Origin of the sequence: Nocardia goodfellowii, assembly GCF_017875645.1 — a bacterium.
GTDB classification, from domain to species: domain Bacteria; phylum Actinomycetota; class Actinomycetes; order Mycobacteriales; family Mycobacteriaceae; genus Nocardia; species Nocardia goodfellowii.
The window spans coordinates 4,077,150-4,089,078 of the sequence record NZ_JAGGMR010000001.1; the positions used below are offsets into that span (position 1 = coordinate 4,077,150).

Consider the following 11,929-nt stretch of genomic DNA (forward strand, 5'->3'; position numbering starts at 1 on the left):
TGACTGAAGTGTCCTAAGGTTCCTGTGAGCTCAAAACCGCCAGGCTGGATTTCGAATCCATGGAGGTGCGATGCGCAGGAACGGCGATCCCGTCACACGACGCTCCACTTCGGTCGCCCTCGGGTTGCTGATCTGCGCGGTAATGCTCGCGGCGGCGGGGCCGAGTAGAGCCGTGCCGCCCGCGCCACCCAATCCCAGCGACGGTCAGATCGCCGAGGCGGGCGCGCAGGTCGAGGCGCGGGTGGGCGAGGTCGGCGGACTGATCAACGAGGTCGCCGCGGCAGATCAGCAACTGCACGAGCTCGACGCCGCGGTCGCCGCCCGGCGGGAAGCGGTGAACAAGGCGCTGGTCGACTTGCGGATCGCCCGGGAAGCAGCCGACGCGGCCGCTGCCCGGGTGCTCCAGACCCAGAGTGAATTGACCGGTGCGGCAACCGAAGTCGAGCAGGCCCGGAAGAACTTCGACAGCTTCGCCACCCAGGCCTACACCCGGCCCGGCATGGACTCCATGCTCAGCCACCTGGGCGCGGCAAGCCCTGGTGACGCCATTGATCGCTCGCAGATCGTCGGCCTGGTCACCAAGAACAAACAACAGATGCTCACCGAGCTACGACGGGCTCAGATCGAGCTGGGCAACAAGAACTCCGTCGCCCGCCGGGCGAAAGCCGAAGCCGACGCCGCCGCGGCCGCCGCCGAACAGAAGCAGCGCGAAGCCGAACAGGCCGTCGCCGCCGCCAAGGCCGAACTGGAACAGCAGACGGCCCGGCGCGATCAACTGCTGCGCGACCGGGCCGCCGCCCAAGCCCGCCTGGAGCAGGCGCGCACGAATGTCGCCGGGCTGCAGGGCCAGCGTGAGGCGTTCGTGGCCTGGGACGAGCGGCGCAAAGCCGAGGAAGCCGCCATGCACCGCGCCGCCGCCAAGGCCCGCGCCCGCGCCGGCGGCGACCAGCAGTCGCGGGACCGGGCCGCCGCGCTCGCCGACGGTCACCGCCCGCACGCCTCCTTGGGCGACGACGGGCAACCGCGCCGCAGCAAGACGCGCCCGTCCCAGCCGTCGGTGCGCGGCTCGGCGGCCATCGAGATCGTGGTCGACCGCGCCCTGTCCCAACTGGGCGTCATCTACGCCTGGGGCGGGGGCGACGAGAACGGCCCCACCCTGGGCATCCGGGACGGTGGCGTCGCCGACGCGCACGGTGATTTCGAGAAGGTCGGCTTCGACTGCTCCGGGCTGATGATCTACGCCTTCGCGGGCGTCGGCCTGTCGCTGCCGCATTACAGCGGCTACCAATACACCATGGGCACAAGGGTTCCCGTCGAGGATCGGCAGCGTGGAGACATGCTGTTCTGGGGACCCAACGGCAGCGAGCACGTCGCGCTGTATCTGGGCGACGGGCAGATGGTCGAAGCCCCGCAATCCGGTGACGTGGTCAAGGTGACCTCGGTCCGCGAAGGCGGCCTCATGCCGTACGCGGTGCGCCTGATCGACTGACCAGCGCTACACCGCTTCGTAGACGGCCCCGATCTCCGCCATCCGTTCGATGACGTAAGCCGGGTCGTGCAAGGACTCCGGGGTGTGAATGCCCGGGGGCACGGCTTCGCCACGCAGGCCGAGCAGGCGTTCCACGTTCAGGGCCAGCGCGAGCGCGGTCAGCGGACGCTGTCCGGCGGGGTGCATCAGGTAGTGGCTGGTGGCGAGCGCGGTGCCTGCCGGGCCGGTGCCCGCCAGGTCGATCCGCAGTTCGGTGGCAGCCGCGTCGCCGCGGCGTCGGCTCGCGGATTCACCGATGGCCAAGTCGAAGCGGACGTTCGGTGCGCCCGTCGCGAAGGCGAGACTCGGTACGTCGAGGATGGCGACGCTCTGCCCGGCCAGCGAGGTGCCGTCGATACTGGCAACGCGGGTCTGCGCCTCGGCCTCGGCGATCCAGGTGAAAACGCCGTCCCGGCGAACCAATCCTGCCGAGGTGACGGTTGCCCAGCGCTCCAGATCCGCCAGGCCCGCGGGGCCGCCCGCGTCCGATTCGTCGAGTACGGCGCTGATCCGGACGGCATCGACCCGCTCGAATGCGCGGGCCGCGTCGAGGGTTACGAGGACCGCGAGACCCGCGAGGTAGTGGCTGGCCACCACGACCGGTGCCGCGTTCGCCCGCTGCGCGCTCGCCACGATCTCCGGTCCGATGTCGACCATGCCGCTGGAGATGCTGAGGTAGGGCAACCCGCGGTTCTGGGCGTAGACGAGGCCGTTGCGGTGGCTGTCCCACAGTGTCGCTATCACCGCCGAGTGGTCGCGGTCGGCCGGTAGGCCGAGGTCGTCGCGGGCCAAGTCGATGGTGACCGCGTCCGCGACTCCGAGTTGGTCGGCGACCCGTTGCGCGCGTTCGAGGTTCCGGCCCGCGATGGTCAGCGGCAATTCCGGATACCACCGGCGCAGGATCGCGGCGGTGTCCGAGCCTGCTTGGCCCGATCCGCCCATCATCAGCACTGATTTCTCCACGGTGTGTCCTTCCGGTGGGATTAAGCTACAGAATGTAACCTACACTTTGTAGCTTAGACTGGGCTCGGACCGCAAGAGAGGAAGAGATGCCCACATCACCGCAGCGCTTGTCCAAGCAGGCCAGGCGGGAGCAACTGCTCGACACCGCCATGGCGATCGTGCGCGGCCGTAGCGCGGACGATCTGACGCTGCTCACCCTCGCCGAGGCCGCGGGTGTCAGCCGGCCGATCGTGTACGACCACTTCGGAACCCGCCCCGGCCTGCTACTGGCGCTCTATCAACGGCTCGAGGAGCGGCATCGCGCCGAGACGGCGCGGGCGTTGCGGAGCGCGGCGCCCAACGCGGACGCGATCGCTCGGGTGCTGAGTGACGCCTACTTCGCCTGCGCCGTCGACATGCCGGAATTCACCGCGATCTCCGCCGCGCTGAAGGGGAATCGCGAGATGGAGGCTCGCCAGCGGGAAATGCTCGAGCACTACACCGAACTGATGGCCGCGGCACTGCGGCCATATACGTCCCTGGCCCTCGCTGCGCTACGACTGCGCTGCGTCGGCGTGCTCGGTGCGGCGGAAGTGATTGCCGCCGAATTGAATTCGGGGCGGACGACCATAGCCGAAGCGGCCGCCGCGCTGACCGATCTGATCGCGGGCTGCCTCGTCGTCCGGACCGGCGGATAGCGGCGGTCGTGGCCGCCGCCATCCGCCGGGTGCTGGACTATGCGTCGGCGAGCGGGGTCAGCGCTGCCTGCATCGCGACGCCGTCGACGTAGGTGTGTTTTTCCAGGACCTGCCCCTCTCCGACCAGCACCAGATCCATCAGATCCACATCGACCGCGTTGCCGACGGCCGAAGTGCCCGACAGCTTCCACTGGACGGTCCAGAAATCCGCACCGACGCGCAAGTTCACCAGGTGGAAAGTCAGGTCGGGCACCAGGCTGAAGGTGTCGGTGGCGGACGCGCGGATCTCCGCGCGCCCGCGGGCGGGCTTGCCTCCGGAATGCAGGTGGAAGATCGAGTCCTCCGAGTGCATCGCGGCGATGCGGTCGGGGTCGCGGTCGGCCCAGCAGGCGTGATAGCGCTCGAAGAGGTCTCGGGTTGCTTCAGACATAGGGGAAACTTTCTCAAGATACAAACAGGCTGACTGTATGTTCCAGCATCGCCGGAGCGCCGGTCAAGAGGTGCAATAGACTTCGACTTCGCCATGAACGCTGATCGCCGCACCCAAGCCGAACGCTCGGCCTCGACCCGCGCCGCGGTGATCCGCGCGGCGCGAGAACTGTTCGGCCGGTACGGGTATGGCGCGGTGAGCACGGTCGCCGTGGCGGCGGCCGCGGGCGTCAGCCGCGGCGCGCTCTACCACCAGTTCTCCGACAAGCGAGATCTTTTCGAGGCGGTCTTCGAAGACTTGGAACGCAGCCTGGTCGGCACGATCAGCGACGCTGTCGACCGGGCGCAGGCCCCCGACCCGCTCGCCGGTCTGATCGTGGGATGCCTGGCCTGCCTGCAAGCCTCCACCGCGCCGGACGTGCAGCGCATCGCCTTGCTGGACGGGCCCGCGGTGCTGGGCTGGCGTCTGTGGCGCGAAACTCAGGTCCGGTACACCGTCGGCTTGGTGGAAGACGCGCTGGCCGCCGCCATCGCCGCGAACCAAGTGCGCCGGCAGCCCGTCCGCCCCCTGGCGCTGGTCATCGTGGGGGCACTGCACGAGTGCGCCCAAATTCTCGCCCATTCCGAAGATATCGCCGCCGACACAGTGACTGTTCGCGGCGTCGTCGAGCAGCTCGTCTCCGGCCTGGCGCTCGAGGGGAAACATTACGAATTCCCGTGATAGCGGAGCCGGTTGCGGCGAGTAGCGACATTCAATGGAATAGTTGGGTCAGCACGCACAGGACCAAAGCGAAAGCGGGGATGTTGGTGACTTCGACGGGATCGGGGACGGCAGGCGGCGGAGCCGACGGGGTGGGCAAGTCCGGCGTGAGCGGGACGGCCATGGCGAAAGACGCACCGGAGTCCCCGTCGGGCGCCCTGGAACGTGACGTCCAGACCCTGGAGAAGGCGATCTACGAGGTCAAACGAGTGATCGTGGGCCAGGACCGCCTGGTCGAGCGGCTGCTCGTCGGCGTGCTCGCGCGCGGCCACGTGCTGCTCGAGGGTGTGCCCGGCATCGCCAAAACCCTTGCGGTGGAAACCTTCGCGAAGGTCGTGGGCGGCTCGTTCTCGCGGGTGCAGTTCACGCCCGACCTCGTGCCCACCGACCTCGTCGGTACCCGCATCTACAGGCAGGGCCGCGAAGAGTTCGACACCGAACTCGGTCCGGTCGTCGCGAACTTCGTGCTCGCCGACGAAATCAACCGCGCGCCCGCCAAGGTGCAGTCGGCCTTGCTCGAGGTAATGGCCGAGCGGCATGTGACCATCGGCGGCAAGACCTACCCGATGCCGAATCCGTTCCTGGTGATGGCTACTCAGAACCCGATCGAGAGCGAAGGCGTGTACGCGCTGCCCGAGGCGCAGCGTGACCGATTCCTGTTCAAGGTCGTCGTCGATTACCCGTCGGTGGAAGAAGAGCGCGAGATCATCTACCGGATGGGTGTCACCCCGCCGGAGGCCAAGGCGATTCTCGAACCCGAGGAATTGATTCGGCTGCAGAAGGTCGCGGCCAATACTTTCGTCCATCACGCGCTGGTCGATTACGTCGTCCGCGTGATCGCCGCGACCCGTACACCGGCCGAGTTCGGCATGCCGGATGTGGCGAGCTGGATCTCCTACGGCGCCTCGCCGCGCGCCAGCCTGGGCATCATCGCCGCCGCCCGCGCGGTCGCCCTGATCCGTGGTCGCGACTACGTGGTGCCCCAGGATGTCGTCGAGGTCATCCCGGACGTGCTGCGCCACCGTCTGGTGCTGTCCTACGATGCGCTCGCCGACGAGGTCAGCCCGGACGACGTGATCAAGCGCGTGCTGCAGACCGTCGGCCTGCCGCAGGTCGCGCCGCACGCCGTGGCTCCGAACGCCGCGCCCGCCCAGGCTCCGGCCGTGCCCGCGGGCAATAGTGCCGCCGCGCCGCAGAAGATCCCGCAGCCTCCGCAGGGTGCGCCGGCGATGTCGCAGGCGTCCGGCAACAACCAGCCCAAGTGACGGCAGCACGAGCAACGATGGCATCGCATGCACCACCCTCGTTTCGCGCGGGCGAGCTGACCGACCCGAAGCTGACGGCGGCGCTGAAAACCCTGGAGCTCACCGTGCGCCGCCGCCTCGACGGCGTGCTGCACGGCGACCATCTCGGGCTCATCCCCGGCCCGGGTTCGGAACCGGGGGAGGCGCGCACCTATCAGCCGGGTGACGATGTGCGGCAGATGGATTGGTCGGTCACCGCCCGAACCACCCATCCGCACGTGCGGCAGATGATCGCCGATCGTGAACTGGAAACCTGGATGGTGGTCGACCTGTCGGCCAGCCTGGACTTCGGCACCGCGAACTGCCAGAAGCGCGACCTCGCGATCGCCGCGGCGGCGGCCATCACCCATCTCACCAGCGGCGGCGGCAATCGGATCGGCGCGGTCGTGGCCACCGGGGAACAGCTGGTGCGCATTCCCGCGCGCAGCGGCCGGGTGCACGCGCAGTCGCTGCTGCGCGGTATCGCCACCACCCCGCACGCCCGCGACGGTGTGCGCGGCGACCTGCTCGGCGGAATCGAGTCGCTGCGCCGTCCGCAGCGCAAACGCGGTCTGGCCGTGGTGATCTCCGACTTCCTGGGCGATATCAATTGGCAGCGTTCGCTGCGCGCCATCTCCGCCCGGCACGACCTGCTCGCCGTCGAGGTGCTGGATCCGCGCGATCTGTCCCTGCCCGATGTGGGTGATGTGGTGCTGCACGATCCGGAGACCGGACGCACCCGCGAGTTCAGCGTGACGCCCACGCTGCGCGCCGATTTCGCGGCCGCCGCCCAGCGGCACCGGCAGCAGGTCGAGCAGGCGCTGCGGTCCTGCGGCGCACCGGTGCTCACCTTGCAGACCGACCGGGACTGGATCGCCGACGTGGTCCGGTTCGTGTCCACCCGGCGCCACAGCTTCGGCGCCCCGAGCGGACGGGCCCCGCGTCAGTGAGTATTTCGCATTTCACCGCGCTGATCTGGCTCGGTTTCCTCGCCGTGATCGCGCTCATCCTGCTCGGCTATGTGCTGGTGCAGCGCAGCCGGCACAAGCGCATGCTGACCTTCTCCAATATGGAGTTGCTGGAGAAGGTCGCGCCCGCACGGCCCTCGCCGGCCAGGCATGTGCCGATCGCGTTGATGCTGGTCGGGTTGGTGCTGCTCACCATCGCCGCCGCCGGGCCGACCGCGGTCAAGAAGGTGGCGCGTAACCGCGCGACGGTCATGCTGGTGATGGACGTGTCGCTGTCCATGCAGGCCACCGACGTGCAGCCGAGCCGGTTGCAGGTGGCGCAGAAGGCGGGCAAGGAGTTCGTCGACGGCCTGCCGCAGGGACTCAACATCGGTTTCATCACCTTCGCGGGTACCGCCTCGGTGATGGTGTCGCCGACTGTCGATCATGAAGCGGTCAAGGTAGCCATCGACAACGTGCGATTGGCCGAGCGCACCGCGACCGGTGAGGGCATTCTGACCGCGATCCAGGCGATCGAGACGCTCGGCACCGTCCTGGGCGGTGGGTCCGAGCCGCCGCCGGCTCGCATCGTGCTGATGTCCGACGGTAAGCAGACCGTGCCGTCGTTCGAGGATGTCGACAATCCGCGGCACGAGTTCGTCGCCGCCCGCCTGGCCAAAGCCAAGAACATCCCGATCTCGACCATCTCCTTCGGTACCGACTGGGGTGCGGTGGAGATTCCGCGGGAGGGCGGCGGCCAAGACGAGGTGAAGGTCCCGGTCGACAACGAGGCGATGCGGGAGGTCGCGAAACTCAGCGGCGGCGAGTTCTACACGGCGTCCTCACTCCAGGACTTGACCAGGGTGTACGACACCTTGGAGGAACAGATCGGCTTCGAGCTGACCCGTGGCGATGCCAGTCGTCCGTGGCTGTTGTTCGGCCTGCTGATCACTTCCGCCGGTGTGATCACCGGTCTGCTGCTGCGCCAGCGTCTTCCGTAATCACGGCGCGCTCCGCATTGTGGGCGAACACAACACAAGCCCCGAAACTCTGGGGTGCCCGGGCGGTGACGCGCGAACTCGAACAGATAGGTTGAAGCCCATGTCGAATGTCGATCCGCAGGCTCCGCTCCTGACGTCGAACAGCACATCCCGGTCGGTCCTGGTGACCGGCGGTAACCGCGGCATCGGTCTCGCGGTCGCGCAGCGTCTGCTCGCCGATGGTCACAAGGTGGCCGTCACGCATCGTGGGTCGGGGGCGCCGGAAGGCCTCTTCGGCGTGAAATGCGATGTGACGGATGCCGCGGCGGTCGATCAGGCGTTCAAAGAGGTCGAGGCGCACCAGGGGCCGGTCGAGGTCGTGGTGGCCAACGCGGGGATCGTGGACAACACGCTGTTCATGCGGATGACCGAGGAGTCCTTCACCAAGGTCATCGACGCCAACCTCACCGGCGCGTGGCGAGTTGCCCAGCGCGCCAACCGCAATATGTTGAAGGGCCGCTGGGGCCGGGTCATCTTCCTGGGCTCGGTGGTCGGCCAGATCGGTGCGCCGGGTCAGGTCAACTACGCGGCGGCCAAGGCCGGTCTCGTCGGCATGGCGCGCGCGATCACCCGTGAGGTCGGCAAGCGCAATATCACCGCGAATGTGGTGGCGCCGGGCCTGATCGACACCGACATGACGCGCGAAGACATGACCGAGGAGATGCGCAAGACCGCGCTCGACTTCATCCCCGCGGGCCGCATCGGCCAGGCCGAGGACGTCGCGGCCGCGATCAGCTTCCTCGCTTCCGACGACGCCTCCTACATCTCCGGCGCGATCATCCCCGTCGACGGCGGCATGGGCATGGGCCACTGAGCTCGTTTCACCCGATCGCACCGTCCCGCAAGAACTTCCAACGAGGAGAACCGACCAACCCATGAGTGGACTGCTCGCCGGCAAGACCGTCCTCATCACCGGCATCATCACCGATTCCTCCATCGCCTTCCACGCGGCCGCGGTCGCGCAGGAGCAGGGCGCGAAGGTGATCATCACCGGTATCCCGGAGCGGCTGCGGCTGATCGACCGAATCGCCAAGCGGTTGCCGCAGGAGGTGCCGCCGGCGATTCCGCTGGATGTCACCAGCGAGGAGAACCTGGCGGAGCTGGCGGGCAAGCTGCGGGAGCTGGCGCCCGAGGGCATCGACGGCGTGCTGCACTCGATCGCCTTCGCGCCCAAGACCCTGATGGGCCCGGACGCGGTGTCGTTCCTGGACGCACCGGGCCCGGACGCGGCGCGGTCGTTCGAGATCTCCGCCTGGTCCTACGCCTCGCTGGCGCGCGCCGTGCTGCCCGTGATGAACGAGCGCGGTTCCATCGTGGGCATGGACTTCGATCCGCGCACCGCCATGCCGTACTACAACTGGATGGGTGTGGCCAAGGCCGCGCTCGAGTCGGTGAACCGGTACGTGGCGCGAGAGGTGGGCGAAGCCAAGAAGATTCGCTCCAACCTGATCGCCGCGGGCCCGATCAAGACGCTCGCCGCGAAGGCCATCGCCGGCACCGCCACCGATGACGCCAAGCAGCTCGACATGCTGAACACCTACTGGGACGGCGCGTCGCCGATCGGCTGGGATGTCGACGACCCGCGCGCGGTGGGCAAGTCCATCTGCGCGGTGCTGTCGGACTGGCTGCCCGCCACCACCGGCTCGATCATCTACGTCGACGGCGGCGCCTCGCACAACACCTGGCTGCCGACCGACGGTTTCGGCGCGAACTAGGAGAGCAGCCGTGGCCGCCGACGCACTGCTGCTGCTGTCCTTCGGCGGCCCGGAACGCCCCGAGGACGTTATGCCGTTCCTGGAGAACGTCACCCGAGGGCGGGGGGTGCCGCGCGAGCGCCTCGAAGAGGTCGCGCAGCACTACTTGCACTTCGGCGGGGTCTCGCCGATCAACGCGCTCAACCTCGGCATCATCGCCGCGGTCGAGCGCGAATTGGCCGCCGCCGGCATCGATCTGCCCGTGTACTTCGGCAATCGGAACTGGCATCCGATGGTGGAGGACACCGTCGCGCGGATGACCGCGGACGGTGTCGGGTCCGCGCTGGTGTTCCCGACTTCCGCGTGGGGCGGGTACTCCGGCTGCCTGCAGTATCAGGAGGACATCGCCCGCGCGCGGGCGGCGGTCGGCGACGGCGCGCCCGACATGGTGAAGTTGCGGCAGTATTTCGATCATCCGCTGTTCATCGACGCGTTCGCCGACGCCATTCGCGCCGCGGTGCGGCAGATTCCGGCCGATCGGCGCGATCGGGTCCGGTTGGTGTTCACCGCCCATTCCATCCCGGTCGCCGCCGACGTCGCCGCGGGCCCACCCGCCGACGGTGGCCACCTCTACAGCCGTCAGGTGGCCGAAGCGGCTCGATTGTGTGCCGCCGCAACCGGATTCGGCGATTACGACCTGGTCTGGCAGTCGCGGTCCGGGCCGCCGCAGGTGCCCTGGCTGGAACCCGACATCGTCGACCACCTGGCGGAGTTGTCCGGCAAGGGCATCGACGCGGTGGTGGTCTGCCCGGTGGGCTTTGTTTCCGATCACCTCGAGGTGATCTGGGATCTCGACAACGAGGCGAAGGACAAGGCCGAGGAGCTGGCGATGGCCTTCGCTCGCGCCGCGACCCCCGGCACCGACCCGCGCTTCGCGCGCATGGTGGTCGAGTTGATCCGGGAACACCTGAGCGGCACCGAGATTCGACGCCTCGGCGAGGTACCCGGCTACGGCTGCACGGTCGACGGCACGCCCTGCGCTGTCGGCTGCTGCGCTGTCGCCCGACCGGCGCGCCGTTAGCGGTGTGCCGGGAGGTTTGTCCGGGTACCGCGCGTCCTGTCCGCGGCGTGCGTTAGCATCGGTGCGTTCCTCGGCCTATGGGCCACAAATCTTTTCGACGGGGGAGGCCCATCGTTGTTCGGTGATGTCCTGGCCAATGCCAATGTGCTGGCCGTGCGGACACTGCAGTTGACCTCGGTCACCGAGACCTTCGAGGCGCGCCGCGGTGGTGGCGGCAGCAGCAGCAACGGCAGCTCCTGCAACCCCGAATACGAGGATTGCGACGACAACAGCTGGATCCTGTGGGTGATCCTGGCGATCATCGTGGCGGTCGGGCTCTTCTTCCTGATTCGGTTCATCCTGCGGCAGCAGGCCAACCGTCCGTCGCCGCCCCCGTTCCAGCCGCCGCAGCAACAGTATGGTCAGCAGCCGTATCAGGCGCCGCAGCAACAGTTTCCGCCGCAGCAGTACGGCCAGCAGCCGCCGCCGCAGTACGGGCAACAACCTCCGCAGGGCTACCCGCCGCAGCCCTATGGTCAGCAGCCGCAGTACCCGCAGCAGGGTTATCCCCCGCAGGGCTACCCGCAGCAGGGCTATCCGCAGCAAGGCGGCTACGCGCCACAGCAATACCCGCCGCCGGGGCAGTTCCAGCAGAAGTATCCCCCGCGCTGAGCCTCCTGCGTCGCGACGGGTGACGCCGCTTCGTGGGGCCGCGAGCGATCAGCGGCCCCCACGAGCGGCCGCGTGCACAGCGACCAGGCGGGCCGCGCGCAGGGCGTTCCAGAGCGGCCGCAGCAGATCTTCCTGGGCGTTGATCGCGGTCGCGGAGGTGGGAGAGGACGCCGGTTCCCGTTGGGCCACCGTGAGAATCGCGGCCACGTGATCGGCGGTGTCCAGGATTCTCCTGGCGCGTAACGGAATCGACTCGGGGTAGTCGTGGCGGGAGTAGGCCGCGAGCTCGGCCTCGATGAGTTCGCGGGGGTCGGCGTCGGAATCGCCGCCCACCGAGGTGGTGTGCAGTTTCATCAGAGCGTCGGCGGCGTCCCGGACCGCTTCGCGCATCGTGTACTCGGCCTCACCGAGCGACATCTCGTCGATCGGGGCCGGGGGGATCGGGACCGTGTAGACGGTCCACTGCAGCGAGCTGTCGTCTTCCAGGTAGGGGATCAAGCCCGTGCCTTCGCCGCCGGGCACACCGATCAGCAGGCCCTGCTCGGCCTCGATGGCATCGGCGGCGAATTCGGTGCCGACCGGCAGGCCGCGCACGTCACCCGGGACCGGCAACACGAGCCGCAGCTGCGAGCCCGGCTCGGCCATGGCTTCGCGAATCACTTTCAACAGAGCCATGACTCCGCTGCCGGTGGTGTTGCCGTGCGCCGACCACGGCAGATCGGTGCGGCCGCCGGTGACCGGGTCGCCCGCGGCGATGGTGTGGCGCGGGGCCCAGGCGTGTAATGCCTCCAGGACGTCGTCGGGCGCGCTGGAACCGGCCAGCCAGGAGCCGGCCCACACCGTCAGGGTGGCACTTGGAGAGCACATAATTATCGA

At 68.4% G+C, this 11,929-nt stretch carries 13 protein-coding genes; 10 read left to right on the forward strand and 3 right to left on the reverse strand.

The genetic code is table 11. The annotated features are described in order from the left end of the window. Positions 1 to 70: 70 nt before the first annotated feature. Positions 71 to 1,489: an NlpC/P60 family protein gene (locus BJ987_RS18675; RefSeq protein WP_209891600.1), complete on the forward strand. Its 1,419-nt coding sequence runs from the start codon at positions 71 to 73 to the stop codon at positions 1,487 to 1,489. Between the two features lie 6 nt (positions 1,490 to 1,495). On the opposite strand, the gene BJ987_RS18680 is transcribed toward BJ987_RS18675, so the two are convergent. Next, on the reverse strand, positions 1,496 to 2,491 hold the full coding sequence (locus BJ987_RS18680; RefSeq protein ID WP_307869666.1) for a saccharopine dehydrogenase family protein: 996 nt from the start codon (positions 2,489 to 2,491) through the stop codon (positions 1,496 to 1,498). An 86-nt stretch (positions 2,492 to 2,577) separates the two neighbouring features. Here BJ987_RS18680 and BJ987_RS18685 point away from each other — a divergent pair, with 86 nt between their 5' ends. Continuing rightward, entirely contained in the window at positions 2,578 to 3,168 is a 591-nt protein-coding gene (locus tag BJ987_RS18685; protein ID WP_245366030.1) for a TetR/AcrR family transcriptional regulator, read from the forward strand. 37 nt (positions 3,169 to 3,205) lie between these two features. Here BJ987_RS18685 and BJ987_RS18690 read toward each other — a convergent pair whose 3' ends face one another. After that, a complete protein-coding gene (locus BJ987_RS18690) occupies positions 3,206 to 3,598 on the reverse strand; it encodes a nuclear transport factor 2 family protein (protein WP_209891603.1) in 393 nt (130 codons plus the stop codon). Positions 3,599 to 3,691: 93 nt separating this feature from the next. On the opposite strand from BJ987_RS18690, the gene BJ987_RS18695 reads away from it, so the two are divergent. The 8 genes from BJ987_RS18695 (at position 3,692) to BJ987_RS18730 (ending at position 11,053) form a co-directional block, all read left to right on the forward strand. Continuing rightward, a complete protein-coding gene (locus BJ987_RS18695; protein WP_209891605.1) occupies positions 3,692 to 4,318 on the forward strand; it encodes a TetR/AcrR family transcriptional regulator in 627 nt (208 codons plus the stop codon). 80 nt (positions 4,319 to 4,398) lie between these two features. Further along, entirely contained in the window at positions 4,399 to 5,622 is a 1,224-nt protein-coding gene (locus tag BJ987_RS18700; protein WP_372446877.1) for an AAA family ATPase, read from the forward strand. Positions 5,623 to 5,639: 17 nt separating this feature from the next. Next, on the forward strand, positions 5,640 to 6,590 hold the full coding sequence (locus tag BJ987_RS18705; protein WP_209891607.1) for a DUF58 domain-containing protein: 951 nt from the start codon (positions 5,640 to 5,642) through the stop codon (positions 6,588 to 6,590). Next, positions 6,587 to 7,588, forward strand: coding sequence for a VWA domain-containing protein (locus BJ987_RS18710; protein WP_209891610.1), 1,002 nt, complete (start codon positions 6,587 to 6,589; stop codon positions 7,586 to 7,588). Before BJ987_RS18705 ends, BJ987_RS18710 begins: the two co-directional genes overlap by 4 nt. A 100-nt stretch (positions 7,589 to 7,688) precedes the next feature. After that, positions 7,689 to 8,441, forward strand: a complete 753-nt coding sequence (gene fabG1, locus BJ987_RS18715) for a 3-oxoacyl-ACP reductase FabG1 (protein ID WP_209891613.1) — start codon at positions 7,689 to 7,691, stop codon at positions 8,439 to 8,441. A gap of 61 nt (positions 8,442 to 8,502) precedes the next feature. Next, positions 8,503 to 9,342: an NADH-dependent enoyl-ACP reductase InhA gene (inhA, locus tag BJ987_RS18720; RefSeq protein WP_194813858.1), complete on the forward strand. Its 840-nt coding sequence runs from the start codon at positions 8,503 to 8,505 to the stop codon at positions 9,340 to 9,342. 10 nt (positions 9,343 to 9,352) lie between these two features. Beyond that, complete coding sequence (locus BJ987_RS18725; protein ID WP_209891616.1) at positions 9,353 to 10,402, forward strand: ferrochelatase; 1,050 nt, start codon at positions 9,353 to 9,355, stop codon at positions 10,400 to 10,402. A 114-nt stretch (positions 10,403 to 10,516) separates the two neighbouring features. Further along, positions 10,517 to 11,053, forward strand: a complete 537-nt coding sequence (locus tag BJ987_RS18730; protein WP_209891619.1) for a hypothetical protein — start codon at positions 10,517 to 10,519, stop codon at positions 11,051 to 11,053. Between the two features lie 48 nt (positions 11,054 to 11,101). Here the strand turns inward: BJ987_RS18730 and BJ987_RS18735 are convergent, their stop codons facing one another. Next, complete coding sequence (locus BJ987_RS18735) at positions 11,102 to 11,920, reverse strand: Rv1486c family protein (RefSeq protein ID WP_209891622.1); 819 nt, start codon at positions 11,918 to 11,920, stop codon at positions 11,102 to 11,104. Positions 11,921 to 11,929 lie beyond the last annotated feature (9 nt).